This window comes from Undibacterium sp. Rencai35W, from assembly GCF_049340185.1.
Taxonomy (GTDB): domain Bacteria; phylum Pseudomonadota; class Gammaproteobacteria; order Burkholderiales; family Burkholderiaceae_D; genus Undibacterium.
The window spans coordinates 203,087-228,098 of record NZ_JBMPPC010000003.1; the positions used below are offsets into that span (position 1 = coordinate 203,087).

Consider the following 25,012-nt stretch of genomic DNA (forward strand, 5'->3'; position numbering starts at 1 on the left):
TCAGGACGGCACATAGCCCAAGGTTTCGGATATCTGTTCTGCCGTAGAGATCAGATCCTCCAGCCATTCTTCTTGCAAGCGATCTGCTGGCGCTGAAATCGATAAACCGGCAATCATCTTGCCGCTGTCATCGCGTATGCCAGCCGCCATGCAACGGACGCCGAGTTCTAGCTCCTCGTTATCGCGTGCAAAGCCATGTTCACGGACGTCGGCGAGTTCTTTTTCCAGTTTATGCAGATCGGTGATCGAATTTTTATTGTGGCCTGCCAGCCCTGTGCGGGTGGCATAAGCGCGGATCGCTTTTGGCTCATCGAGCGACAAAAATAATTTGCCGGTCGAGGTCAGGTGTAAAGGCGCACGGCCACCAATCGCCCGTACGACTTGCATGCCTGAGCGCTCTGAAAAAGCCCGGTCAATATACACAATTTCATCGCCCTGACGCACCGATAAATTAATGGTCTGGTGAGTCTGACGATGCAGGGTGCGCATGAATTCCAGCGCGGCCTCGCGCACATTCAGGCGACTTTTGACAATATTTCCCAGCTCCAGCAAGCGCATACCTAACCGGTAAGAGCCAGCCTCGGCACGGTCAACAAAGCGGGTTGTAACCAGGTCGTTCAGGATGCGGTGCGCAGTGGATGGGTGCAGTCCCGTCACGATGGCGAGTTCTTTCAAGCTGACGGGATCCTGATAGCGTGACAGGGCATCTAGCAGGGAAACCAGTCGTTCGATTACCTGTATGGAGGTTTTGTCGGCATTCGTGGTGTCGTTTTTCATAGGATGGTTGGTGCATTGCAATATCTTCTTTATACCACAATGTGAAACGCACGTCAGCTTGTTGGTGACAGAAATAGAGCTAAATTGATCATCATGCTGAAATTAACCAGCACTTGCAGCGCCGTTCTGTTTTCTTGTTTTTGTTTGGCGCAGCTTCTGAAGAGTTATCCCTGAGTTCTAGTAGGAAAATAAGATATAAATTAATTTAAGCGCGCACCTTGAGTTTTTCCGTGACTTGTTGCGGCATCGTATTGACGATCTTTCTGGTTATATTCCTTGAGTATTTGCATGCCAGTCTTGTTTGCCTGCGATTCAAGCTGCTCGCAGTTTGGCGTGCTGGGTAAATGGAGTATCGCTTGCTCTACCGCGTTGGCAGCCTGTTTCCCATTATTGTAGTGTCCAAGTTCATGTATTTTGAGCGCCGCAGCATATTGATCAAATTGCGATTGCTGGGCGCTGGAAGGCGTGCCAACTAATTTGGGCAGAGTAATCGTTGCTGATAAATCGACTTTCACCCTGCTCATGGTGCATTCGCCATTCGCAGTTTTTTGCCACCAGAAATGCCACTGCACCCACCACTTGGTATAGCCATGAAAGACATTGCCGTTTTCTCGTATAGGAGAGGCTTTATTTAAAATCACATTGAGTGGAGTTTGAGCATCGACTGTCGCCGGATAATCAATATAGTCGAGACGTTCTGTCACTTCAGCATACGTTGTGCTCGCTACCGACAGAATGAGAAGGCAAAATACTAATTTATTCATGGGCTAGTGACTTTAAAATTGGAAGATATCGCGAAGCCAATCCACAGTGTTGCGCGGTGTTGTGATGACGTAGTGCCGTAACTTTATTGTCAAGCCAGGGACGTTCTATGTTGTTGAGCATATTGCTCGCATAGATTATCGCTGAGTTGGTCGCGAAATTAAGCGCAGAATTATTGCTTATCCTGTTCCAAGTCATATATTTGTGACTCGGGACTGTTAAAATCGGCGCCATTATGAGTTTATCAGCGTCCTTACAAGTAATTTATCCAATGCCTATTTCAGGAATACCACATGAGTGATCAGGAACAAGCTGTCAGCGAGTTTAAAAGTAAGAGTGGTGTTAAGCGTATTTTTTCTGCGTTTTTTTATTCGATTGATGGTTTTAAATCTGCATGGAAAAACGAACACGCTTTTCGGCAGGAGTTAATTTTAGTCGTGATCGGAGTCATTGCCGCATTGGCCTTGCCTGTGTCGTCTTTCGAAAAACTGATGATGATTGCCAGCTTGTTGCTGATTCTGGTTGTGGAGCTGATTAACTCGGCAATCGAAGCGGTTGTCGACAGGGTCTCGCTTGAGCGTCATAGCTTATCAAAAAATGCGAAAGATTTCGGGAGTGCTGCGGTGTTGTTGACGTTGCTGATTTCGCTGGCAACCTGGGGCGTGATTTTATTTAACCGTTTCTATTATTGAGGGTAATTTCCGGCACTGCGTTAGCGCAGACCGGCTGAGTTGCAGGTAGTGGTAAATTGCCTGCATCGATATATACTCCCCACTATTTTTTATAAAAAGCATCTAGTCCGCAATGTTGATGCGGTACTTATATTTATACTGGGGTAGAGTATTTGTATTTTAGCTTGAAATTGAATGTTGTTTGAATACTGATGCAATACCCATAGTTGAGTGAGCATAGCGATCAGTTAATACAAAAAAATCACCGGAAAACTATCGCGCATGGTGGTGATTTTCGGTGAAAAATGAGAGGCGCTTTCCTTTGCTTGCTGTAACGACGGCGAGTAACTTGTGACGCTGAGACATGTTTAGATGTAAGGTGTCACCGCACACTCACCGCACCAGAGATTTTTTCTAAATAGTAAACACGACCGATATTTTTTATCGTAGTACAAGCATCACGATGCTTCTCTATTCTCTTATTTTCCTAATTTCTTTCATATCATGACGACACCAGTTTCCGTTGCCCCCTTTATTGCGCCCACCTTTGACGCTGTTTTATCCGATGTGCTGACTGCTTGCGTCAATAACAAAACTAAACCTCTGGGGAGTCTCGGCTCATTGGAGGGTATCGCGAAACAAATTGGTCTGATCCAGCGTACCACTAAGCCCGTGCTGAATCAGCCGGCGATCATGGTCTTTGCCGGTGATCACGGCGTGGTTGCTGAGGGTATATCTGCTTATCCACAAGATGTCACCTGGCAGATGGTAGAAAATTTTCTGGCCGAAGGCGCTGCGATCAATGTGTTTGCCCGTCAAAATGGCTTGGCATTACACATTGTTGATGCTGGCGTAAATCATGATTTTGGTGTGCGTGATGGTTTGCTCGACCGTAAAATTGCAGGTAGTACCCGTAATTTTGCAAAGGAACCGGCGATGTCGGCAGCGCAGTGTGAGGCGGCAGTACAAAACGGCAAAGATTTGATGGCGACTCTGCCCGGCAATGTGCTCGGCTTCGGTGAAATGGGTATCGGCAACACGACGTCCGCCGCCGCATTGATGCACAAATTAACCGGGGTCGCCGTGGCCGATTGCGTTGGTGCTGGCACAGGTCTGGATGCCGCCGGTGTCCGGCATAAGCAAAAAGTGATTGAAGGTGCGGTGAGTCTGCATGCCACGGTCAGCGACCCGCTGGCCGTCTTAGCCTGCTTTGGCGGTTTTGAAATCGCGACCATGGTTGGTGCGATGCTGGCGGCTGCCGAGCGTCGTATGGTGTTATTGATTGATGGATTTATCGTGACCAGCGCCTTACTGGTAGCGGCAAAATTGCAGCCGTCAATTCTTGACTATTGCATTTTCGCGCATCGCTCGGACGAGAGCGGTCACGCAAAGATGCTGACGGCTCTGGGCGCCCGTCCTGTGCTGCAATTGGATTTACGTTTGGGTGAGGGTACTGGCGCTGCGCTGGTATATCCGCTTGTACAGGCCGCGGTGAATTTTATGACTCAGATGGCGACATTTGAGTCAGCACAGGTTAGTGAGAAATCCTAGGGCACTGATGATGGTGAACATCATGATGCACATCACTGCAATTTAATTTTGATTGAATTTGATTGAATCCGCCTGCCATTTTTTCGACTATTTTGACCAAAATTTATGCACCAGATCCGCTTGTTTTTTATCGCATTGCAGTTTTTTACGCGTGTCCCTATTCCATCTTGGGTCGGGTTCGAGGCGGCATGGTTGCATCAGGCATCGCGTTATTTTCCTGCGGTTGGCTGGGTCGTCGCACTGGTGGTGGCGCTTGTTTTTGGGCTGACACATCTGGTGTTACCGCAAGCGGTGGCGATGATCTTGTCGACCGCGGCAGGGATTTATCTGACCGGCGCATTTCATGAAGATGGCTTCGCTGATGTCTGTGACGGTTTTGGTGGTGGCATGACTCCGGAACGAGTGCTGGATATCATGAAGGACTCGCGGGTTGGTGCGTATGGCGCAATCGGCATTAGTCTCATGTTGCTGGCTAAGCTAACGGTGCTGGCGAGTATGCCGGTGCAATATGTGGTTCCGGCTTTATTGATGGCGCATCCTTTGTCGAGACTGGCTTCTTGCAGCCTGATTTATGCCCTCGACTACGCCCGTCTTGAAGGCAAGGCGAAACCTCTGGCGCAACACATGTCAGGTGCTGAACTCCTGATTGCGGGCTTGACCGTGTTGGTGCCTGTCGCAGGGCTGATGTACTGCGGACTGGTGCCGCTCAATAATTTTATTCTCGCTGCCATCTTGCTGGCTCTTGCGAGCTGGTGGCTGGCGAGGATGTTTGTGCGCAGGATTGGTGGTTATACCGGGGATTGTCTGGGTGCTGTGCAGCAGTTATCCGAGCTTGCGTTCTATATCGGTTTATGCAGCTCTATCTGATCCGTCACCCTAGACCTGAGATTGCACAGGGGATTTGTTACGGACAATCCGACGTGCCGAGTAGTGAGGCGCAATGCCAGCTGGTACTGCCCTCCTTGTTGCTCGCATTGAGCAATATATTGCCAGCGAATCAGATTACGCAGACCGCTATTTATTCCAGTCCACTCCAACGCTGTCGCCTGCTCGCAGCGCATCTTGCTACCGGTCTGCAAGCGCAAACGCAATTTGATCCCCGGTTAATGGAAATGAATTTTGGTCGCTGGGAATTGCAGAGCTGGGATCAGATTCCACGTGCCGAGATCGACGCCTGGGCCGCTGATGTCAGTGGATATCGTCCCGGTGGCGCTGAAAATGTCCTCGATATGGCAGCGCGGATTATCGAATTTTTAGAAGAGCTTGTTACGCAGGGCGATAAAAAAAAGAATGTAATGATCGTCAGTCATGCTGGCTCGATGCGTCTGATGCTTGCCTATCAAGCAGGGATCAGCCCCGACGCAATGGCGCGCACAGTGATTGCCGATCATCAGGTGATTGGTTTTGGTGAATGCAGGCAGTTGCAATTATAAATATAGCAATGTTACTATTGTCGAAGAGGTAATTTTCAGAGGCGCAGCAGAACTGAGAGAGCATGCCTATGATAGAACTAAGAAAAAGTCCGCGTATTCAGGTGATCTGGCGTGCGGCAGTCAAACTCAGCGACGGTAGTCTGGTCGCAACCAAAATTGTTAATCTGTCTGTCGGTGGCGTGCTCATGCACTGTCCGCAGAGTCTGGAAGTCAATCGGGAATATCAGATCATGATGGAGGTGCCTGGCATTGTGGGAGGCGCTGATCAGCAATTCAAAGTGGCATGTAAAGCCTTTGTTCAGCACTGCATACTGGCAGAAGAGCATTATCGGATCGGCGTGAAATTTCATGGCCTCTCAGATCTGCATCAAAATTTAATCGATGCCTGGATCTCCAAAGCGAGCAAAGCAGATCAAGCCGCGTAGATGCTATGCAGCGGAAACGAACACAGATGAAACACAGACAAGGTTTTTTCATTGCAGACTATTCATGATGTAGAGTTTCAAGCCCACGAGGCCTGGGAACGCGGTGACCTCCAGCGTGCTTTTTATTGTTTTTTAGCCGGTGCCGAACTGGATCTGCCGGGATGTATGACAAACCTGGGATATTTTTATGACGCAGGCTTGGCAATGCGTGCCGATAAGTCAAAGGCAATGTATTGGTACAAAAGAGCGTATCGCCTGGGATCGGCTTCTGCTGCTGCAAACCTTGCCATGCTTCATCGCGAGCGTCGCCGATTTCGCTTAATGTGTCGATGCCTATATTTGTCGGCAGCGCTGGGAGATGGTGACGCTCAGCTTGATTTAGGAAAATGCTATCTGACAGGGCAGGGTGTCAGCAAGTCACGACAAATGGCGCATCGCTGTTTTCTCCGGGCACTCAAATCACATCAGATCACTCCAGCAGGGCGTGCTGACGCACAGAAATTATTACGCAGAATGCGTTGATCCTTGCTTGCCTAATATGGGCGTCGTATTCATTTCTTATTAGCCTCGAATTCATTTTCAACATCAGTCTAGTCCCGCTGATCCAAGGACGTGCCCGGGTTTAACTTGCTGCAAAGCGTCTCTGGCTTTAGAATGGCGGAGTTTTGGTGCTCGTGGACATGTTCATGTCTGCGGTTAAACGGGAAACACCAGGTGAAATAGATTCGTTTCGCAAAGGTGTGCTGCCCCCGCAACGGTGTACAAGCGCGGTAGAGAGTGAGTCTGCAAAGATCATATCGCTGCTGCAGTTTTCTGCAAATACCACTATGTCTTCAGACATGGGAAGGTCGGAAAATGACGCTTGTCAGCCCGGATACCGGCCAGAATAAGTGAAGTGCTACCGACACCCTCAGGGGATATTTTCATTGGCGGTCAATTCAGGTGTTATCTGTGTCCTGCACACGATAGCGGTGTAATTGATGTGTTTGTGTGTAATAAAGTTGTGGTGGCACTTTGTATTCATGCAGCCTGCGGGGACGTTGGCTGCTTGCCCCTTTTTCATTGTGATCATGACTTTTTCATTCAAACCGCTTGCCATCAGCGTCGCTGTGGCTGCTATTTTCCCCTCTGTTTCTGCTTTCGCTCAAACGGCTGTAACTCCATCTGGTGCGCAAAACGTCGTCATTACTGCTGGTCGTCAGGTGCAGGCCGCCAAAGATGTGCTGGCAGATAACGTTGTCATTACCGCCGACGACATCGCTAAATCTGGTGCGGCCTCGATCGTCGATCTGTTGCAGCAACAGCGCGGTATCGAGATTGCACGTAATGGTGGTCCAGGCTCCAATGCGTCGGTATTTATCCGCGGCGGCTCTAATGCCCAAAACGTTGTACTGGTTGATGGTATCCGGATTGGTTCCTCGACCTCAGGCGGTGCTACCTGGGCAACTGTTCCTCTGGCTCAGATTGAACGCATCGAAATCGTCTACGGCCCTCTGAGCAGTTTATATGGCGCGGACGCAGTCGGTGGCGTGGTACAGATTTTTACTAAAAAAGGTAGTGGCGTCATCACTCCGATGGCATCCGTTGGTCTGGGTAGCTATGGCTTGCGCAAAATTGCCGCCGGTGTTTCCGGCTCGACAGATGGTAGCTTCAGCTTTGCGCTGAATGCTGGTCACGAAGAAGCTGACGGCTTCTCTGCGACGCGTCCGACTGCCGGCCCCTACTCATACAATGCCGACAAAGATGGCTACACGCTGGATAGCGTCAGTGGTCGCTTTGGCTACGAAATTGCCAAAGGTCATGATCTTGGCGTCAGCTTTTTGCAAAGCCGTTTGAATGCCCAGTTTGACGCAGGTCCTGGCTACGACGACCGCAATATCCAGAAGCTGGAAACGCTGGCGATCTTTAGCAAAAACCGCTTTGCCAGCAACTGGCTCAGCACAGTGCAAATTGCAGAAACCGCTGATAAAGGTTTTTCTGATGCATCCTACGGCAAGAGCCAATTCGACACCAAACAGACTAGCCTGAACTGGCAGAATGATATCAGCCTCGGCAAAGATGTTTTGCAATTGGTGTACGAGCATCGCGAAGAAAAAGTCGAATCGACGACGAAAGAATTGATTGGCAAACGTACGACCAATTCCCTGGCAGGTTCTTATATCTTCAAACAAGACGCACATCTGGCCAGCGCCAGTGCCCGTTATGACGACAGCTCACAGTATGGCTCTAAGGTAACTGGCAGTGTCGCTTATGGCTATCGCCTGAGCGATGCCTTGCGCGTCAATGCCAGCTACGGTACCAGCTTCCGTGCGCCGACTTTCAATGAGTTGTACTACCCGAGTTACGGCATTTCTACCAATAAGCCAGAGAAGGCAAAGAATGCTGAAATCGGTATCTACTACGAAGATGGCGTGAGTCAGTTGAGTGCGGTGTACTACTCAAACAAGGCAACGGATTTGCTGGTCACGGCGAATGTCTGCCCGGTAGAGCAGGCTAGTCATAAGTACGGTTGCGCTTATAACGTCAACAAGGCGACCTTGTCCGGACTGACGCTTGGTGGCTCTACCCATTTGGGTGATCTGACTTTGCGCGGTTCTCTGGATATTCAGGATCCGAAAGATGATACGACCGGTTTGCGTCTGGCACGTCGTAGCAAGCAACACGGTAGCCTGGCTGCAGAGTACGCGATTGCCAAAGCTAAAGTCGGCGTAGAAACAGTATTCTCCGGTGATCGTTTTGATGATGTCACTAACAAAAAATCCTTGGGTGGCTATAGCTTATTGAATCTGTATACGACTTATGATGTTGCCGCGAACTGGTCAGTAATCGGTCGCTGGAACAATGCCTTGAACAAGGACTATGAGCTTGCAAAGAACTATACAACGATGGGGTCGAATGTCTTCGTTGGTTTGAATTACGGTTTTAAATAAGTTGGTGATATTCCGTCAGCTATTAACTAATCCTTGCCCGTCACTCAAGATGCGTCAAGTTTAGATTTTAGTTCCTCAGCCCTCTCCCGCTCGCGGGAGAGGGAAATAATGGGAAAATTGATGACGTCGCGACTTCAATTAACATCAGCTTTTTATTTGACCGAATTCGTTTTGCATAGGACTTACGCAAAAAACCAAGATCTCTCACCACAGACACACGGAGACAGGGAGAACAGGCAGGAGTAAGCGACTCATGGAATCTCAATAAAGCTTGTGAGACGCTCCCTCTAACGACTCCGCAAGCTGTATGCGCCTGCTGGCACGAAATGTCCTTGAAAGCCGCGTCCAGCCTGCGGGTTCGGGGTGAGATTGTTTTGCGTAAGTCTTGTTACATCAGTTTTGTCTTAGTTTTATTAATTAGTGAATTCAGATGTTCTGATTTCTTTTCTAACGGATTCATATCCAGTGATCAAGGATACGACAAGGATATGAATCCGTTAGAAAAGAAATGACAGCGCATCTCTGTCGAATTTTTTCATAAGGCGGATCGTGTCTTTAGCTACTTCCTCAGGCTCCGGTATCACCGCTACGGCGCTGGTTAGCAGGCACCGTTCCCTGCGTGCGTCTCGCATCATTCTTGTATTAATCCTCGCCTCATTCGGCAGTATTGCGATTGCCTGTTTAACAGGATCGGTATCACTGTCATTCGCCGAATTATTTCATGGTCTGCTTGAGTTATTGCATGGCAAGCCTTCGACGCTGGCTGCGACCTTGCTTGAGCTGCGTTTAGGTCGCGCCTTACTAGGTTTCGTCACGGGGGCAACGCTGGCTCTGGCGGGTGTCATGATGCAGGCTTTATTACGCAATCCTCTGGCGGATCCTTATGTGCTGGGTATTTCTGGCGGTGCCTCGGTCGGTGCTCTGGCGGTGATTTTACTGGTCGGTATGGGCTGGCTGGTAGATCTGGCCGCGTTTGGCGGCGCTATTGTGGTTGCCACTTTGCTGTTCGCTCTGGCGTATCGCGATTTTCGCGGTAGTGGCAGCTCGGATGGCAGCGCACCACTTTTATTATTGACCGGTGTCATTGTGCAGGCAGGCTGCGGTGCCCTGATCACACTCATGTTGTCGATTGCTCCTGATAGCCGTTTGCGCGGCATGGTGTTCTGGATGATCGGTGATTTATCGAATGCAGATTCTCGTGTACTGCCCTGGATACTATGGAGCATCATTCTGGTGTTGGCATTACGTATGGCGCGATCCATCAATGTCGCTGCCATGCATGCCGATAACGCACTCAGCCTGGGCGTGAATATCGGTCGGTTACGACAAACCTTATTTATCTGCTCGGCTTTATTGACGGCGAGTGCAGTCAGCAGTGCTGGCAGTATCGGTTTTGTCGGACTGATTATTCCGCATGCCTGCCGCTTTGCCTGGGGTCCGGATCATCGCTTGCTGATTCCTGCGGCGACTCTCGCCGGAGGCAGTTTTCTGGTCCTGGCGGACACGCTGGCGCGCACGGTAGTCGCGCCACAGCAATTACCGGTTGGTGTAATTACGGCGATGATTGGCGTCCCTTTATTTCTGCTGCAATTGCATCAGTTGAGAAAGCAGGGGCGGTGATGAACATACCTGCACAGAATGAATTACACGTCAGCTTATCCAGCACCGACCTGACAGATTCCACCTTGGTTGGCTCAGACTTAGTGTGCTCCAATTTAGTGAGTTCCAATTTAGTGAACTCTCATTTACTGCGTATCAGCGACCTGAATTTATCCGTTGGCAAAAGAGTTTTGCTCGCTGCCTTGCAATGGCAAGTCCATCCCGGTGAGTGCTGGTGTGTGATCGGTCGCAATGGCGCTGGCAAGAGCACCTTGCTGCGTACTCTGGCAGGGATGCGTCCCGTCGAGAGCGGCACGATTATGATCAGGGACAAAAAACTTCAGCAATGGTCACTTGGCGAACTGGCCAGAGAGCGCTCTTTTTTACCGCAGGGCAGAGTGGATGCCTTCGGTTACCGTGCGATTGAAACGGTGTTGAGTGCGCGTCACCCTTATCACGATACGCATTACTGGGAATCATCAGACGACCTGGAACTGGCGTATGCGGCTTTACGAGAATTAGATGTTACGGAGATGGCCGAGCGTGATGTGCGCAGTCTGTCCGGTGGTGAGCGCCAGCGTGTAGCGATTGCGGCTTTGCTGGCACAGGATGCTGCGCTGATGTTGCTGGACGAACCTGCCAATGCACTCGATCTCGCGCATCAGGTCAGTGTGATGCAACTGTTCTCCCGTTTATGTCGTGACCACAACAAAGCTGTGGTGATGGTCAGTCACGACCTCAATCTCACCCATCGTATTGCTACCCATGCCTTGCTCCTGATGGGAGATGGTCGCTGGGAGGCCGGGCCAGTTGATCAGGTCATGACAGCGGACAAACTCAGCCTCTGTCTGGGACATCCATTGGAACTGATACGACATGACGGGCAAACTCTTTTTTTACCAGGACACTAAAACGTGAATACACCGATAGACACCACTCCGGCCGAGCCGCTCATTGAAGACAACATCAATACGCGCCATCAACGCCGCATGCAGCGTAAAAAAGAATTGATGGACCAGAAGATCGAGGCTGCTCAGCGCAAGACGGGTGTCCTGGTCATCAACGCCGGTAACGGCAAGGGCAAAAGCTCTAGTGGTTTCGGAATGGTGATGCGGGCAATGGGGCATGGCATGCAAGTCGGTGTGGTGCAATTCATTAAAGGAGCGATGTCTACTGGCGAAGAGATTTTTTTGCGCCGTTTTCCTGATGAAGTCAGCTTTCATGCCATGGGTGAGGGCTATACCTGGGAAACCCAGAATCGTGAACGTGATATTGAAAAAGCACAGCTAGCCTGGCAAAAAGCCAAAGAATTTTTAAGCGACTCCAAGATCGGCATGGTCTTGCTCGATGAGCTGAATATTGCGCTCAAATATCACTATCTTGACGTACAGCAGGTGATTGCAGACCTTGATGCACGGCCAGAGATGCAGCACGTGATCATCACCGGACGCGGTGCTTTGCCTGAGTTGATCGAGGTCGCTGATACTGTGACGGAGATGCAGGTCGTCAAGCACGCCTTTAAAGACGGCATCGTTGCACAAGCCGGGATCGAATGGTAATGCGACCATCAGCCGCCCGCGTTGTACTGATTTCTGCGATCGCATCAGGTCAGGGAAAAACCACCGTAACAGCCGCATTGGCACGCAAACTGACTACACTAGGGCAGCGTGTTCGGGTATTCAAAACAGGTCCTGATTTTATTGATCCCATGATGCTAGAACGTGCCAGCGGTGCACCCGTATTGTCGCTGGATTTATGGATGGTTGGTCTGGAGGCGTCACGTGCTCTGCTGGCACAAGCTGCGGCTGACGTTGATGTGATTTTGATTGAAGGCGTGATGGGTTTGTATGATGGCAATCCCTCATCTGCCGATCTGGCACGGGCTTTTGGTGTGCCGGTACTGGCGGTAGTCGATGCATCTGCAATGGCACAAACCGTCGGTGCGGTCGTCACCGGTTTACGTGATTTTGGTCCGGTCTCAATGGCAGGCGTTATCGCGAACCGGATTGCCTCAGCAGGTCATGCGCGTATGGTCGCTGATGCCATGCAAAAAGTACCGCTCAATCCCATTCCCTTGCTGGCGAGTTTGCCTCGACAGGAACAAGGTTTGCCTGAGCGTCATCTGGGCTTGGTATTGCCGGACGAGGTCGTGCAGATAGAGCATATCCTGACTACGCAGGCCGAGCAGTTAGCGCTGGACATGGATGCATGGAACACCTTGCCACTGACGCAATTTGAGTCAGCAGAAAATACAAGGGAAAAAATACCGGCGCTATTGAAAGACAAGATGATTGCGATTGCCCGTGATGCCGCGTTCGCTTTTATCTACCCTGCGAATATCGCGTGCCTGAAAGGACTTGGTGCGCAGATCGAATTTTTTTCTCCGCTGGCAGATGAACCTGTACCGGACCAGGCTGACGCCGTGTATTTGCCGGGCGGGTATCCTGAGTTGCATGCCGAGATTCTTAGCCAGGCGCAGCAATGGCAAACATCGATACGCGCCGTGCATGCGCGCGGTTTGCCTATCCTCGCTGAATGCGGTGGCATGATGGCGCTGACCGATAGTCTGATCGATCAGCAAGAAGCCAGCTGGCCGATGGCAGGTATTTTGCCGGGCCGTGTGATCATGCAAAAACGTCTGGCGGCTCTGGGCGGACAAGCATGGTCGGGTAATGCAGGTGAGCTGCGTGGACATACTTTTCATTACTCCCGTTTTGAGACCAGCTTAACGCCGCATCACCATACGTACAAACATACTCAAAATCAGGCAGCGCATAACGCAACCGACGAGCAGGGTGAAGCAATTTACCGCGATGGTAAATTACATGCTTCGTATTTTCATGCGTACTTTCCATCGAATCCTGTGGCGGTCGCCCGCTTGTTTTCAGGAGAGGCGCCATGACACGCACTTTGGTGTTTGGCGGCGCCCGTTCCGGTAAAAGTGCTTATGCCGAACGCCTTGCTATCGCGTCCGGCAAGCCGGTGATTTATCTTGCGACAGCGCAGGCCGGAGATGCTGAGATGCGCAGTCGTATTGCGCATCATCAGACCCGGCGTCCCGCAGAATGGCTGACGGTTGAGCAACCATTGGCGCTGGCGGATGCTATCGCACAATACAGCGGGCCGGACAATTTGATTCTGCTTGATTGCCTGACTTTGTGGCTGTCGAATTTGCTGTTTTCTGAACAGATAGAGATGCCGGATATCGGCGCGATTACACCGCCTGCCTTATTCACAGAGCAGCGCAATTTATTGTTGCAGGCGCTGGCATCTTGTCGCGGCGATCTCGTGATGGTGTCTAACGAAGTGGGTATGGGCATCATTCCGCAGGGGGCGATTTCGCGCTGGTTTGTCGATGAAGCCGGACGTCTGAATCAGGCTGTCGCGGCGCAGTGCGAGCAAGTCGTCTGGGTCGCGGCAGGATTACCTTTGTATTTGAAATCACCTGCCTCGCTCTCTTGATCGGAAGTGCATGACGTTCTCATTGCCGGTACCTTTATGTTGATACTGACTCCCGCTCTGGTACTGCTCTGCGTTGTACTTGGCCTGGTGTGGGATCGCGGTTTTGGCGAAGTGCGTCGCTGGCACCCTTTAGTTGGTGTCGGCTGGCTGGCAAACCGCATCGAAAGCAGCCTGAATCACGGTCGTCATCATGATCATCATACTCAGCATGATCTTGAGCGTGAGCATGATTCTACCCGTCGTATGAGTTACCTGAAGGGCTTGCTCGCGTGGTGTGCCGTGGTTTTGCCGGTCGTCGTACTGACACAGATAATGCTGATCTGGTGTGCGTATGTGAATATCTGGCTGGCGGTTTTTGTGCATGTTGGTTTGCTGTATTTTTGTCTGGGTTTGCAAAGTCTGCGTGAGCATGCCGAGCCTATTTTTCGGGCATTGGAGCGCGGCGATCTGGCGGAGGCGCGACGTCGTACTTCGTATATTGTCAGTCGCGATACTGCTCAGGCGAGTGAGCAGGATTTATCGAAAGCCGCAGTGGAATCCGTTCTGGAAAATGGATGCGATGCGGTATTCGCCGCATTGTTCTGGTTTGTTTTGCTGGGTGGTGCTGGCGCTGTGCTATATCGCTTGTCAAACACACTGGATGCGATGTGGGGCTATCGCTCACCGCGGTTTTTGTACTTTGGCCGCGTTGCCGCACGGGTTGATGATGGGTTGAACTGGGTGCCGGCGCGACTGACGGCGATCTCTTATGCCGTCCTGGGCAATACACGCCTGGCTTGGCGATGCTGGCGTCAACAGGCACCGGCGTGGCCTAGTCCTAATGCAGGTCCGGTGATGGCTGCCGGTGCCGGTGCGCTGGAACTTTCTTTGGGCGGTGTCGCCGTGTATGACGGTGTTGCAGAGCAGCGCCCGACATTGGGGGCAGGACCGTCACCTGTTGCCAGAGATATACAAAGAGCATGGCGTCTGGTGCGGAATGCCAGCTTGTTATGGTTAGGTTGTCTGGCGATCATGGTGATTCCCTTTATGTAGGATTTGCAAAAATTGGAAAGTGGTTTGTGGTTATTCATGGGGAGTTTCTAAAAATCTCTAAATTGAAAAATCACATCGACGGACTTACCCAAAAAAACAAGACCTCTCACCACAGAGACACAGAGACACGGAAACACCGAGACACTGAGGAAAGGGAGGGATAGCAGGGGTAGGTACTTCCATGAGATATCGATTTAAGGATTTTTAGAAATTTCCAATATCAAATCCGCAGGCTGAGTGCGGCTTTTAAAGGCATTTCGTTCCAAGAGGCGCATGGATATTGCGGATTCGGTTTGATATTGATATTCCAACGAGCGGTTGACTCTTGCTTTTTCTCTGTGCCTCTGTGTTCAGGTATCTTGGTTTTTGCGTAAGGCTTGTGACCTGATGATGTAAAAATCGAGTACGTATTGGCCGACAGTTAGTGTGTAATTAGGGTGATAAAAAAACGGAGTTCTGTATGCTTGAGCATGGTGGTAATTTACGTGATGCGCTGGTGCGCTATGGTCGTCCCGCCGCAGACTGGCTGGATTTATCGACAGGGATTAATCCCCATTTTTATACCGTCTCGCCAGATTTTTTGCAGCCGAATGCCTGGCATCGTCTGCCGGAAAAATCATTTGCCTTAAGCCAGGCGGCACAGGATTTTTATGGTGCGCCAACGATGCTAGCTGTGGCAGGTACACAAGCGGCAATTCAGACTTTGCCGTGTTTGCGTCCCACCTCAAAAGTCGTGGTGTCCGCCCCCTCGTATGCCGAGCATGCCTATCAGTGGCGGCAGCATCAGCACCAGGTCCGTGAAGTCGCCTATGACGCATTGGCAAGCGCGATACCAGGCGCCGATGTGGTGGTGGTCTGCAATCCGAATAATCCTACCGGCGCGCTCGTCGAGCCGGATGTGTTGCTGAATTGGGCCGCACAACTTGCGCGCAGAGATGGCTGGTTGATTGTCGATGAAGCCTTTGCCGATACCATGACTGAACTGAGTGTTGCAGCATATACCAATCGTCCTGGCCTGATCGTCTTGCGTTCGGTCGGGAAGTTTTTTGGACTGGCAGGTCTGCGTCTGGGATTTGTCGCAGCTCAGGCTGAGTTACTGGAACGTCTGGAAATTCATCTGGGTCCGTGGACCATCAGCGGTCCGGCGCAGCAAATTGCGACTAAGGCGCTCATGGACCTAGACTGGCAGCAGGCTATGCGCGTCGAGCTGGCAGGGCAGGGGGAACGCTTGCGACAACTTTTGCTGGAGCATGGACTCGGTAGTTCAGGTACGAATTTATTTCAGTGGTGCAGCGAGCAGGACTTGCACGCTGATGCTGAACTGTTCTGGCGGCACATGGCGGAGCAAGGTATCTGGCTGCGGCTATTTCGTCAGGCCGCGCGTGGTGTGCGCTTTGGTTTGCCACCGGATGAGACGGGCTGGCAAAAACTGACACAGGCATTGACGCTATGGCGTGTTCGTCAGTGCATCCTGGCGGCGGCTTAGGTTCGGTTCGCTTTGCTTTGTGTATTTGATGTGCTTTAGTACTCCTTCCTTTCATTTGATAAATCTGCGATGACTTTATTACGTATTTCACATTGGACCGTGCTGGCAGTCACAGCAATGCTGTCACTGACCGTTACCATCATCACCCCAGCTCAGGCCGCCATCAGCGTGACGGATGATCTGGGTAACATCATTACACTGGCTCGTCCGGCGCAACGTATTATCAGCTTGTCGCCGCATGTCACTGAGCTGGTGTTCGCCGCTGGTGCCGGTGAGCAGTTGATCGGTACCGTTAAATATAGCGATTACCCCGCTGCGGCCAAGGCCATCCCGCGTGTCGGAGATAACCGGCAATTAGATATAGAACGCATCATTGCCATGAAGCCTGACTTGTTGGTGGTGTGGATGCATGGCGCATTCGAACGTCAACTGGAGCCGTTGCGCAAATCCGGTATTCCGTATTACTTTAGTGAGCCACATAAGCTCGAAGAAATCCCCACGACATTGCTCAAGCTTGGTCAGTTATTTGGCACTGAAAAACAGGCGCACATCGCTGCGGATGAGTTTCGTCAGCAGCTCCAGCAATTGACTGTGCGTTATCAGAATAAGCCAGTCGTCAGAACCTTTTATCAAGTCTGGGGTAAGCCGATTTACACCTTGAACGATAAGAGCATTGTCAGCGATGCGATCCGTATTTGTGGCGGCGAAAACATTTTTGGACGATTATCTCCGGCCGCGCCGGTGGTCGGGCTGGAATCGGTGATTCAGGAAAACCCCGAAGTGATTTTGACTGGTGACAGCAAGACGCAAGCGACCAGCGGTATTGAACAGTGGAAGGGCATCAGTAATCTGCTAGCGGTAAAAAATAATAATCTGATCGTGATCGACGGTGATCAGTTAAATCGTGCCGGACCGCGGATTATCGAAGGCGCGAAGGCTGTGTGCGAAGCGCTGGATCAAGCCAGAAACAGGCGGGGAGGCAAGTCATGAGTCTTTATCAGCGTATTGCCTGCCTCTCTACCGAGGCGGTAGAAACTTTATATGCGCTAGGTGCCGAAGACTGTATCGCTGGTATTTCTGGTTACACCACGCGACCAGCACGGGCGCGCGAAGAGAAAATTAAGATCAGTGGATTTTCCTCTGCAAAAATAGATCGTATTCTCGCAGTACAGCCTGATCTGGTGATTGGCTATTCGAATATGCAGGCGGAGATGTGTCGCGAATTAATTTCAGCCGGTATTGAGGTGCATGTCTTTAATCAGCATACGCTTGCAGGTATCTTGCGCATGATTGCCGTACTTGCCAACCTCGTCGATAAACAGGAGCAAGGTGCTCAACTGATTGCGACATTGCAGGCGCAGATTGATCAGGTTCAGCAGCAGGCAGCACAATGGACACGCAGACCCAAAGTCTATTTTGAAGAATGGAACGAGCCGCTGATGTCGGGTATCGGCTGGGTTTCGGAATTGATTTATCTGGCAGGTGGCGACGATGTATTTAGTGAACTTGCTCAGCATCACAGCGCAAGACAAAGGATTATCGCCGACCCGGTCGAGGTGATCCGTCGTGCCCCGGACATCATAATCGGATCGTGGTGCGGAAAAAAATTCAGACCAGAAACGGTATTGGAGCGTGATGGCTGGCGACAAATTCCTGCTTGCCAACATGCCATGGTCACCGAGATTAAATCAGCAGATATTCTATCGCCGGGGCCGTCGGCGATTCTGCATGGTTTGCCCCAGCTACACCAATTGATTGGGATATGGCAAAGCAAATACGCAGACGGTTTGTTGTCATCCGGGGTGTCTTGATCCGTAGAATGCAGCATCATCAACACTTGCTACAGCTGAGTACAAAACGCGGAGCAGCATTGTTTGTCGTTGATATCCATATCCGGTTTTGTGTGGAGAAGTTGATATACTCCCCCTGATTTTTTAAAAAATCCCCTTATTCCGCACATTAATAGTAGGGGTTGTAGTAATACTGCTACCAGTATCTTATTTTAGTAAGCTAATCTCATGAAAATCACGACTTTAATGGTGCAGGGCACGACCTCGGATGCGGGTAAAAGTACCGTGGTTGCCGCCCTATGCCGCCTGCTCAAAAGACAAGGCGTGGCAGTCGTGCCGATGAAGCCGCAAAACATGGCGCTGAATAGTGCCGTGACGATAGACGGTGGCGAAATCGGACGCGCTCAGGCCTTGCAGGCGGTCGCTGCGGGTTTGCCTGCACACACCGATATGAATCCAGTCTTGTTGAAACCGTCGTCGGACACTGGCGCACAGATCATCATCCATGGCAAAGTGCGTGCCGATATGAATGCGCGTGATTACGATCAATATAAAACTGTTGCTATGCAAGCCGTACTGGAATCGTATGTTCGTCTGCAGCAGCAATACGAGAGCATCATTGTTGAAGGAGCAGGCAGCCCGGCAGAAGTGAATCTGCGTGAACGGGATATTGCGAATATGGGATTTGCCGAGGCAGTCGATTGCCCTGTGATTCTGGTAGCCGATATTGATCGCGGCGGGGTGTTTGCCCACTTTCTTGGTACGCTGGCCTGTTTATCAGAGTCAGAGCAAAACCGTATAGTTGGCTTTGTCATCAATCGTTTTCGAGGGGATATTAGCCTGCTGGAACCTGGTCTCCGCTGGCTGGAAGAAAAAACCGGCAAGCCCGTGCTCGCCGTTGTGCCATATCTGCACGGCCTGATGCTGGATGCTGAAGACGCAATCCAATCGAGTCAATCCGGCCAGGGTAAATTCCGCATTATTGTTCCTGCGATTCCCCGTATTTCTAACCACACCGATTTTGATGCTCTGCGCGCCCACCCTGAGGTCGATATGCAATTCATCGGACCTGGCAGGGCGATTCCTCCGGCTGATCTGATTATTCTGCCTGGCAGCAAAAATACCCGCGCTGATCTGGCGTTTTTAATAGAACAAGGCTGGCAGCCAGTCCTAGAAAAACACCTGCGCTACGGCGGCAAGATTATCGGCATTTGTGGTGGCTATCAGATGCTGGGACATGTCGTCAGCGATCCTCACGGTGTTGAAGGTGCGCCGGGTGATTCAGCCGGGCTTGGTTTACTGGATATTACGACTGAGCTGACACAAGATAAACGCCTGCAACAGGTAACGGGGCGCTGCCTGTTCAGCAATGATGGCGCGGCAGCCAAGGTCAGTGGCTACGAAATTCATATGGGTATCACTTACGCAAGTAATGAGACGCAAGCCGTTTTTGAACTTGATAACGATAGCAAGGAGCTGGAAGGAAGTCGCTCGCCAGACGATCTGATTCTGGGCTCCTATCTGCACGGCTTGTTCGACCATCCGGAGGCTTGCGCCGCCTTATTGGCCTGGGCAGGTTTGCGCAGTGAGGTCAAGGTCGATCTGGCAGCACTGCGTGAACATAGTATCGACCGTGTTGCTGATGCTTGTGAGCCCTTGCTGGTTGCTTTGCAGGCTCTCTAGAAAGAGAGAGGAGGAGGGGACTTAGAACAAGAGCGGTTCGTTCATCAATTTAGCGGGACAAAAAATGCGGCGAAAAAAGCTGAAACAGTATGAAACAGTTTGAGAAAGGATGAAATAAGCCTAATCAGGCTTAATGAGATAATGGGAACTTGTAGTGTAGCTATCTTGTCCAAGCAGCGACCTGATTAGTAACCCATTATTTACTCACCTTAGCGATCTCATGCCCTCAAATCCGTTCTCGTTTCGCCTTGCCATTTTGCCCTTAGCCGTATTTTTGGCCTATAGCCCGATCAGCTACGCACAACAGGCTGTTCCTGCTGACGTTGATAAAACTCCTCCTGTACCAGCTAAGCCCCTTCCAGCTAAATCTCAAGCCGCTCCGGTTGCTCCAGCAGTGCCAACAGCAGGTGAAAAGCTACAAAAAGTAGAAATCAGCGGCGCGAAAGGCTATGACGAGCGTCGTCAGGATACCGCGACCAAGATTGTGGTTACACAAGAAGACATCGTGCGTTATGGCGACTCCACCGTCGCCGACGTATTGAAGCGTCTGCCAGGCGTGACGATTGGCGGCGTACAAGGACGCGGTGGCGATATCCGTATGCGCGGCCTAGGTTCTGGTTATACGCAGATTCTGTTGAACGGCGAACCTAGCCCACCGGGGTTTTCTCTGGATTCTATTTCACCGGATCTGATTGAGCGGATCGAGGTCATCCGTGCGGCGACCGCTGAATTTAGTACGCAGGCCATCGCCGGCGCGATTAACATTGTATTGAAACGAACAGTACAGACCGCACAACGAGAACTTAAAATCGGCGCACAGGAGGATGGCGGTAAATTCGGCGAAAACCTCAATTATCAAATATCCGACAAAGCTGGCAAAATTTCTTATTCAATTTCCGGCTCAATCAACCACGGTCAATATGAGCGCCCGTCCTGGATGGATGAAGTCGGCACCGATGCCAATGGCAAAGTGAATTTGCTGCGACGCACGGACTCGCTGAACTGGGGAACGTTTAACGGCATAGGATTTTCGCCTCGCATCAATGTCAACCTGGAAAATGGCGATACATTGACGACCCAGAGTTTTGTCAATGCAAACCGGTTTTCTGGTCACAGCAACGACCATGCAAGCGCGCCGTTGGTAAGTTATCTTCCGACTTATGCGAGTGACCTGACGCAAATTAACTCTGAGTTTGGCATGATTCGTACTAATCTGAACTGGATTCACAAATTAGCCGACAGCGCCAAACTCGATATTAAACTTGGTGCCAATTACAACCGCCGTAGCTCAGATGTAAATACGCAAGGGTATGACGCTAACAATAATCAAACGCTGGATCGTAAAAATAGCTCAGGTGCCAGCGATAAAGGCTTAACATGGGGTGGTAAATATACCGCACCCTTTATCGAAGACCACGCACTGGCGATTGGCTGGGATGGCGCTTACAGCAAGCGTAATGAGAGTCGCAAGCAGACTGATATCGTTACGGCAAATCTGTGTACAACGCCACCGGATCTGAGCAGCACTACCTGTATCAAACCAATCAATTTGAATGAAGATTTTGATGCGACTGTCAGTCGTCTGGCATTGTTTGTTCAGGATGAATGGAATGTCACGAAACGATGGTCAGTCTATGCCGGTATGCGCTGGGAAGGGCTGGATACGCGCAGTGAGGGCAATACTTATGACAAAGTGCATAATCGTTCCAGTGTCTGGAGTCCGATTCTGCAAACTTTGTGGAAGCTGCCGGATAGTAAAAACGATCAGGTTCGCCTTGGTCTGACCCGTACCTACAAAGCGCCGGATACCAGCAGTCTGATTCCTCGCCGGTTTGTCTCCAACAACAATAGTCCTACCAGCCCGGATAGCATCGGTAATCCTAACCTGAAACCTGAACTGGCATGGGGATTAGACGCTGCATTTGAGCACTACCTTAACGATGGCGGCATGATGAGTATCAGCGTTTTTATGCGTCGTATTGACGATATTACGCGTACGGATTTGTCGCTGATCAATGGCCGTTGGACTAATATGCCAATCAATGCGGGACAGGCAACGACACGCGGTATTGAGATGGAAGCGAAGTTCCCGCTGCGTTCGGTCATGAAAGACGCGCCAGCGATTGATTTCCGTGCGAACGCCTCATTCAACTGGTCGAATCTGGAAACCGTACCCGGGCCGAATAACCGCCTGGATTCGCAAACACCAATCAGTGCTAATCTCGGCCTCGATTACAAACTCGATAAAATTCCGCTGACGTTTGGCGGCAACATGAGTTTTCAGGACGGCGGTCCAGTGACCTTGTCGGCAAATAAGACAGCGTATTCTGTACCGAAACGTCAGTTGGACATTTACGGTTTATGGAAATTCAACCCGAAGACCAATCTGCGCGTTTCGCTGGCGAATACGCTGCATCAGGATAATATCTCTGCATCGACCTATACCGATGCAACAGGCTCCCTGAAACAGACTACAACGACGCCAACGACGGTTGCGGTACGTGCGATGCTGGAGATGAAAATTTAAGTGAGTTTTAGCGGCAATGCGATGAGTGCCAAGATATTAGCCTTAACGCGATAAAAAAAGCGGACTGGATATTTAGATTCAGTCCGCTTTTTTGTTCAACGACCTTTGCCAGGATAATTTTTTCTTGTTTCAGAAAAGAAAAAATCAGCTTCAATCTAAGGTCTTAGTGCCAAATAAAAACGAACCAGACTGGATTTTGCCATTTACAACCTGATAGATCGCAACTAGACGGATGGTGCCAGTACCCTCAGGAAAGGTACGGGTCACTTCTTCATGATCGATCACCATATTCTCCATCACACTGCGCTGAATCAGACGGGCATGCAAATTTGGTTCTTCGAAACGCAGCCTGCTGCGTTCACGAATTTCGGCCTTGCCGCTGGCGACTAATTTGCCGGGATGTTCGAACTGCTGCGCGTCGTCTGCATAGGTCGCCAGCCATGTTTCAAGATCACGTGCGTTATACGCATCAAGCTGTTGCTGAACAATTGCTTCCGGCGATAAATTTTGGTTCATCTGTATGTCAATCCTCTAAAAAAATACCGTCATAGCAGAGTCTGAGATGCGCCATCTCCAATCGCAATATCGGTGAACTGAAAAGGATCGACTCCCTCAATGCACGCCACATTAAAACCGAATTGCGTGGGATTACTACGCCGCTGATGATGTGTATAGATACCGCATACTTTACAAAAATAATGCTTTGCCGTATTCGTATTCCATTGATATAGCGTCAGCATGTCTGCACCTTTGATAATGCGCAAACTTTCGATGGGGACGCTGGCGATAATGGATCCTTTACGACGGCATAATGAACAATTACAGCGTCGCAGATTTTCCAGCCCATTCGCCAGATCAACTTCAAATTCCACGGCACCGCAATGGCAATGTTCTTTTTTAGTTTCCATGTATTTTCTGAATAAATTGATGAGGCGTTCATTAAATTATCTCTTAATCCTTAAGCTAACTTAAGGAAAATTACATAGTTGCAGGATACACTGGCTTATTGCAATTTTGCGGTAGGCGATTCAGAAAAATCGATGTCAGATAGAGACAGTGGAACTGTACCGCGGCACAAGAGCAGCATATTTGAAGGACTCACATGAGGGACACAATAATGAACCAGGTTTACGACAAAAAAACAATACGATTGCATTGGATCAGTGCGGCACTGGTAATCGGTCTGTGGATAGCAGGACAGTGCATAGATTTTTTTCCTAAAGGGACGCCGCGTATTACCGTGCGTAGTCTGCATATCTGTTTTGGGGTTTTACTGGCCGTGATACTGGCTGTGCGTCTATCCTGGCGGTTTGGTGCCGGAGTTAAATTGCCCGCAGCTGATACTGGGCTAATGGGACGTGCAGCGATTGGTGTGCACCACTTGCTCTATCTTTTGCTCGTTGCGATTGTGCTTGTCGGCGCTGCTTGTGTATGGTTGAGAGGCGACAATATATTCAACTTATTTACTGTTCCCGCATTTGATGTCGCCGATAAATCACTGCGCCATGACGCAGTGGAGTTACATGGCTTGATCGCGAACATCTTGCTTGCGGTCGCTGGCTTACACGCCCTTGCTGCCATTTTTCATCATGTCGTTTTAAAAGATGAGGTATTGGTTAGAATGTTACCGCGTTTGTCTGATAAATCGAGGTCTGATCAGACATAAACTTGGCTGAATTTAGTTATCCAGCGATCAGCTGGATGGCATAAAACCCGGAACTGATCGCAATAGGCTCGTCTGTTCTCAGTATGGAATTTCGCGGTCACCGCCTAGACTACTCCTGATATGGTTGCGCATGTTGGCGCAGACCACGTGAGGAATTATGTCTATATCATCCCGAAGGCACTACCTTGACCCCCGATATAATTACGGCGTGCCGGGGATTATTTGCGTATTTCAAAATAATGCTTTACGCGATAACTTGTTCAAATTGGGTACAACAAGAGCCTCTGGCTGGTCGAAAGTTCTTGAGTTCAATCGCGATCCCGACAATACCGTTCCCGGTAAATTTGAGTGTATTTTTGAGATATCTACCAACGACTGCGGACGTGCTTTCGAGCGTATCCAGCAATCATTGCAAGAGTATCGTTATGGTCGCAATGATCTGGCGTATTTTGATATGGAATTTTCAGAATTAAAACGACAAATACAACTGATATGCGAGGACGTAGAGAGAAAAACGATAGGTCGATTAGATAGCATTCAGTTAGCGCCCGCAGATGAAGTGATTGAACAGAGTAGTCACGATAATGAAACTCATGCGATATCTGAGTTAAGAACCTCGAATTGGCTTACAACGAAATTTGTATCGCTGAGTGCGCTTGTTGTTTTTAGCGTCGTTAGTCTGGGATTATTGCTTGCACCTATGTGGACTGATGCGCCTGCTCAGATTGAGCGCGTTACATCACTTACTTCAACAAAAAACAAAACAATCAAAGCATCACCGGTATCGTCCAATTTATCTGCGATGAAACTGAGTTTGCATGACAGTAAATTGAGCGCATCAGAAAAAACAGTGCTGGGATTATCCTGTATCGCGTCAGAAAATTCCAAAGATCCAGATGCATTCAACCGTTGTGTTGACGATCAGTTGCGCGATGCCAGTGCGGACAAATCGGCGGTAGATTTAGCGTTTTTGACGGAGTCACAAAAGCATAAAGTAGAAAACGACTGCGTCAAAAATGCCGCCAGAGCTGGTCTTGTTGCTTACCGATCCTGTCTGCAACAAGCGGTTAACAAAATGGTGGTAGAGCTACAAAAATTTAGCCTTGTGAATAGTATTTCCAAAAGCTGAGATCGAAGAAGTTACAGTTTATTCGCTCTAACAAAATCGATCGATTCGCTATGATTTGATATGGTCTTAAGGTATTCGCAGCAAATCGC

General features: G+C 50.1%; 24 protein-coding genes and 1 riboswitch. Of the genes, 20 read left to right on the plus strand and 4 right to left on the minus strand.

Annotation, left to right across the window (positions count from 1 at the left end; translation table 11 throughout):
• Positions 1-777 carry an IclR family transcriptional regulator gene (locus tag ACO0K3_RS07950; RefSeq protein ID WP_422961925.1) on the minus strand — a complete coding sequence of 259 codons (777 nt, stop codon included), beginning with the start codon at positions 775-777 and terminating at the stop codon, positions 1-3.
• A gap of 200 nt (positions 778-977) precedes the next feature.
• Positions 978-1,541 carry a DUF922 domain-containing Zn-dependent protease gene (locus ACO0K3_RS07955; protein WP_422983477.1) on the minus strand — a complete coding sequence of 188 codons (564 nt, stop codon included), beginning with the start codon at positions 1,539-1,541 and terminating at the stop codon, positions 978-980.
• A 291-nt stretch (positions 1,542-1,832) separates the two neighbouring features.
• Here ACO0K3_RS07955 and ACO0K3_RS07960 point away from each other — a divergent pair, with 291 nt between their 5' ends.
• The 18 genes from ACO0K3_RS07960 (at position 1,833) to ACO0K3_RS08045 (ending at position 22,128) form a co-directional block, all read left to right on the plus strand.
• Positions 1,833-2,231 carry a diacylglycerol kinase gene (locus ACO0K3_RS07960; RefSeq protein ID WP_422983479.1) on the plus strand — a complete coding sequence of 133 codons (399 nt, stop codon included), beginning with the start codon at positions 1,833-1,835 and terminating at the stop codon, positions 2,229-2,231.
• Positions 2,232-2,714: 483 nt separating this feature from the next.
• Positions 2,715-3,761 (plus strand): nicotinate-nucleotide--dimethylbenzimidazole phosphoribosyltransferase, encoded by a 1,047-nt coding sequence (cobT, locus tag ACO0K3_RS07965; protein ID WP_422983481.1) that lies wholly within the window; start codon positions 2,715-2,717, stop codon positions 3,759-3,761.
• Positions 3,762-3,866: 105 nt separating this feature from the next.
• Positions 3,867-4,628: an adenosylcobinamide-GDP ribazoletransferase gene (locus ACO0K3_RS07970; protein ID WP_422983483.1), complete on the plus strand. Its 762-nt coding sequence runs from the start codon at positions 3,867-3,869 to the stop codon at positions 4,626-4,628.
• Positions 4,613-5,194 (plus strand): alpha-ribazole phosphatase family protein, encoded by a 582-nt coding sequence (gene cobC / locus ACO0K3_RS07975; RefSeq protein ID WP_422983485.1) that lies wholly within the window; start codon positions 4,613-4,615, stop codon positions 5,192-5,194. The genes ACO0K3_RS07970 and cobC overlap by 16 nt, the downstream gene beginning before the upstream one ends.
• A 62-nt stretch (positions 5,195-5,256) precedes the next feature.
• Complete coding sequence (locus ACO0K3_RS07980) at positions 5,257-5,619, plus strand: PilZ domain-containing protein (RefSeq protein WP_422983487.1); 363 nt, start codon at positions 5,257-5,259, stop codon at positions 5,617-5,619.
• Between the two features lie 51 nt (positions 5,620-5,670).
• A complete protein-coding gene (locus ACO0K3_RS07985; RefSeq protein ID WP_422983489.1) occupies positions 5,671-6,141 on the plus strand; it encodes a tetratricopeptide repeat protein in 471 nt (156 codons plus the stop codon).
• Between the two features lie 127 nt (positions 6,142-6,268).
• Positions 6,269-6,519, plus strand: a riboswitch (cobalamin riboswitch).
• Positions 6,520-6,689: 170 nt separating this feature from the next.
• Positions 6,690-8,549, plus strand: a complete 1,860-nt coding sequence (locus ACO0K3_RS07990; protein WP_422983491.1) for a TonB-dependent receptor domain-containing protein — start codon at positions 6,690-6,692, stop codon at positions 8,547-8,549.
• A gap of 549 nt (positions 8,550-9,098) precedes the next feature.
• Complete coding sequence (locus ACO0K3_RS07995; RefSeq protein WP_422983493.1) at positions 9,099-10,169, plus strand: FecCD family ABC transporter permease; 1,071 nt, start codon at positions 9,099-9,101, stop codon at positions 10,167-10,169.
• Positions 10,169-11,059, plus strand: coding sequence for an ABC transporter ATP-binding protein (locus ACO0K3_RS08000; protein WP_422983495.1), 891 nt, complete (start codon positions 10,169-10,171; stop codon positions 11,057-11,059). Before ACO0K3_RS07995 ends, ACO0K3_RS08000 begins: the two co-directional genes overlap by 1 nt.
• Before the next feature lie 3 nt (positions 11,060-11,062).
• A complete protein-coding gene (gene cobO, locus ACO0K3_RS08005; RefSeq protein ID WP_422983497.1) occupies positions 11,063-11,707 on the plus strand; it encodes a cob(I)yrinic acid a,c-diamide adenosyltransferase in 645 nt (214 codons plus the stop codon).
• The gene (locus tag ACO0K3_RS08010) at positions 11,701-13,050 is read left to right on the plus strand and encodes a cobyrinate a,c-diamide synthase (protein ID WP_422983499.1); all 1,350 of its coding nucleotides are present in this window, start codon (positions 11,701-11,703) and stop codon (positions 13,048-13,050) included. The genes cobO and ACO0K3_RS08010 overlap by 7 nt, the downstream gene beginning before the upstream one ends.
• Positions 13,047-13,610, plus strand: coding sequence for a bifunctional adenosylcobinamide kinase/adenosylcobinamide-phosphate guanylyltransferase (cobU, locus tag ACO0K3_RS08015; protein ID WP_422983501.1), 564 nt, complete (start codon positions 13,047-13,049; stop codon positions 13,608-13,610). The genes ACO0K3_RS08010 and cobU overlap by 4 nt, the downstream gene beginning before the upstream one ends.
• A 36-nt stretch (positions 13,611-13,646) precedes the next feature.
• The gene (gene cbiB, locus ACO0K3_RS08020; RefSeq protein ID WP_422983503.1) at positions 13,647-14,642 is read left to right on the plus strand and encodes an adenosylcobinamide-phosphate synthase CbiB; all 996 of its coding nucleotides are present in this window, start codon (positions 13,647-13,649) and stop codon (positions 14,640-14,642) included.
• Between the two features lie 460 nt (positions 14,643-15,102).
• Positions 15,103-16,128, plus strand: a complete 1,026-nt coding sequence (gene cobD, locus ACO0K3_RS08025) for a threonine-phosphate decarboxylase CobD (protein ID WP_422983505.1) — start codon at positions 15,103-15,105, stop codon at positions 16,126-16,128.
• A gap of 69 nt (positions 16,129-16,197) precedes the next feature.
• Positions 16,198-17,118 (plus strand): cobalamin-binding protein, encoded by a 921-nt coding sequence (locus ACO0K3_RS08030; protein ID WP_422983507.1) that lies wholly within the window; start codon positions 16,198-16,200, stop codon positions 17,116-17,118.
• Complete coding sequence (locus ACO0K3_RS08035; protein WP_422983509.1) at positions 17,115-17,939, plus strand: ABC transporter substrate-binding protein; 825 nt, start codon at positions 17,115-17,117, stop codon at positions 17,937-17,939. The genes ACO0K3_RS08030 and ACO0K3_RS08035 overlap by 4 nt, the downstream gene beginning before the upstream one ends.
• Before the next feature lie 225 nt (positions 17,940-18,164).
• Entirely contained in the window at positions 18,165-19,601 is a 1,437-nt protein-coding gene (locus tag ACO0K3_RS08040; protein ID WP_422984037.1) for a cobyric acid synthase, read from the plus strand.
• Between the two features lie 220 nt (positions 19,602-19,821).
• Complete coding sequence (locus ACO0K3_RS08045) at positions 19,822-22,128, plus strand: TonB-dependent receptor plug domain-containing protein (RefSeq protein ID WP_422983511.1); 2,307 nt, start codon at positions 19,822-19,824, stop codon at positions 22,126-22,128.
• Positions 22,129-22,278: 150 nt separating this feature from the next.
• On the opposite strand, the gene ACO0K3_RS08050 is transcribed toward ACO0K3_RS08045, so the two are convergent.
• The gene (locus ACO0K3_RS08050; protein ID WP_422983513.1) at positions 22,279-22,644 is read right to left on the minus strand and encodes a nuclear transport factor 2 family protein; all 366 of its coding nucleotides are present in this window, start codon (positions 22,642-22,644) and stop codon (positions 22,279-22,281) included.
• A 29-nt stretch (positions 22,645-22,673) separates the two neighbouring features.
• Entirely contained in the window at positions 22,674-23,036 is a 363-nt protein-coding gene (locus ACO0K3_RS08055) for a GFA family protein (protein ID WP_422983515.1), read from the minus strand.
• 209 nt (positions 23,037-23,245) lie between these two features.
• Here ACO0K3_RS08055 and ACO0K3_RS08060 point away from each other — a divergent pair, with 209 nt between their 5' ends.
• Both ACO0K3_RS08060 and ACO0K3_RS08065 read left to right on the plus strand, forming a co-directional pair.
• Positions 23,246-23,794, plus strand: a complete 549-nt coding sequence (locus tag ACO0K3_RS08060; protein ID WP_422983517.1) for a cytochrome b — start codon at positions 23,246-23,248, stop codon at positions 23,792-23,794.
• 157 nt (positions 23,795-23,951) lie between these two features.
• Positions 23,952-24,923 carry a GIY-YIG nuclease family protein gene (locus ACO0K3_RS08065; RefSeq protein WP_422983519.1) on the plus strand — a complete coding sequence of 324 codons (972 nt, stop codon included), beginning with the start codon at positions 23,952-23,954 and terminating at the stop codon, positions 24,921-24,923.
• Positions 24,924-25,012 lie beyond the last annotated feature (89 nt).

What these genes read in the sequence shown, in the direction of transcription:
- ACO0K3_RS08035 (WP_422983509.1), top strand. Translation starts at nt 17,115, where the DNA reads ATGAGTCTTTATCAGCGTATTGCCTGCCTCTCTACCGAGGCGGTAGAA.
- ACO0K3_RS08000 (WP_422983495.1), top strand. Translation starts at nt 10,169, where the DNA reads ATGAACATACCTGCACAGAATGAATTACACGTCAGCTTATCCAGCACC.
- cbiB (WP_422983503.1), top strand. Translation starts at nt 13,647, where the DNA reads ATGTTGATACTGACTCCCGCTCTGGTACTGCTCTGCGTTGTACTTGGC.
- ACO0K3_RS07950 (WP_422961925.1), bottom strand. Translation starts at nt 777, where the DNA reads ATGAAAAACGACACCACGAATGCCGACAAAACCTCCATACAGGTAATC.
- ACO0K3_RS08065 (WP_422983519.1), top strand. Translation starts at nt 23,952, where the DNA reads ATGTCTATATCATCCCGAAGGCACTACCTTGACCCCCGATATAATTAC.
- ACO0K3_RS07990 (WP_422983491.1), top strand. Translation starts at nt 6,690, where the DNA reads ATGACTTTTTCATTCAAACCGCTTGCCATCAGCGTCGCTGTGGCTGCT.
- ACO0K3_RS07960 (WP_422983479.1), top strand. Translation starts at nt 1,833, where the DNA reads ATGAGTGATCAGGAACAAGCTGTCAGCGAGTTTAAAAGTAAGAGTGGT.
- ACO0K3_RS07980 (WP_422983487.1), top strand. Translation starts at nt 5,257, where the DNA reads ATGCCTATGATAGAACTAAGAAAAAGTCCGCGTATTCAGGTGATCTGG.
- cobT (WP_422983481.1), top strand. Translation starts at nt 2,715, where the DNA reads ATGACGACACCAGTTTCCGTTGCCCCCTTTATTGCGCCCACCTTTGAC.
- cobU (WP_422983501.1), top strand. Translation starts at nt 13,047, where the DNA reads ATGACACGCACTTTGGTGTTTGGCGGCGCCCGTTCCGGTAAAAGTGCT.
- ACO0K3_RS08060 (WP_422983517.1), top strand. Translation starts at nt 23,246, where the DNA reads ATGAACCAGGTTTACGACAAAAAAACAATACGATTGCATTGGATCAGT.
- ACO0K3_RS08040 (WP_422984037.1), top strand. Translation starts at nt 18,165, where the DNA reads ATGGTGCAGGGCACGACCTCGGATGCGGGTAAAAGTACCGTGGTTGCC.
- ACO0K3_RS07955 (WP_422983477.1), bottom strand. Translation starts at nt 1,541, where the DNA reads ATGAATAAATTAGTATTTTGCCTTCTCATTCTGTCGGTAGCGAGCACA.
- cobC (WP_422983485.1), top strand. Translation starts at nt 4,613, where the DNA reads ATGCAGCTCTATCTGATCCGTCACCCTAGACCTGAGATTGCACAGGGG.
- ACO0K3_RS08045 (WP_422983511.1), top strand. Translation starts at nt 19,822, where the DNA reads ATGCCCTCAAATCCGTTCTCGTTTCGCCTTGCCATTTTGCCCTTAGCC.
- cobD (WP_422983505.1), top strand. Translation starts at nt 15,103, where the DNA reads ATGCTTGAGCATGGTGGTAATTTACGTGATGCGCTGGTGCGCTATGGT.
- ACO0K3_RS08030 (WP_422983507.1), top strand. Translation starts at nt 16,198, where the DNA reads ATGACTTTATTACGTATTTCACATTGGACCGTGCTGGCAGTCACAGCA.
- ACO0K3_RS08010 (WP_422983499.1), top strand. Translation starts at nt 11,701, where the DNA reads ATGGTAATGCGACCATCAGCCGCCCGCGTTGTACTGATTTCTGCGATC.
- ACO0K3_RS08050 (WP_422983513.1), bottom strand. Translation starts at nt 22,644, where the DNA reads ATGAACCAAAATTTATCGCCGGAAGCAATTGTTCAGCAACAGCTTGAT.
- ACO0K3_RS07970 (WP_422983483.1), top strand. Translation starts at nt 3,867, where the DNA reads ATGCACCAGATCCGCTTGTTTTTTATCGCATTGCAGTTTTTTACGCGT.
- ACO0K3_RS08055 (WP_422983515.1), bottom strand. Translation starts at nt 23,036, where the DNA reads ATGGAAACTAAAAAAGAACATTGCCATTGCGGTGCCGTGGAATTTGAA.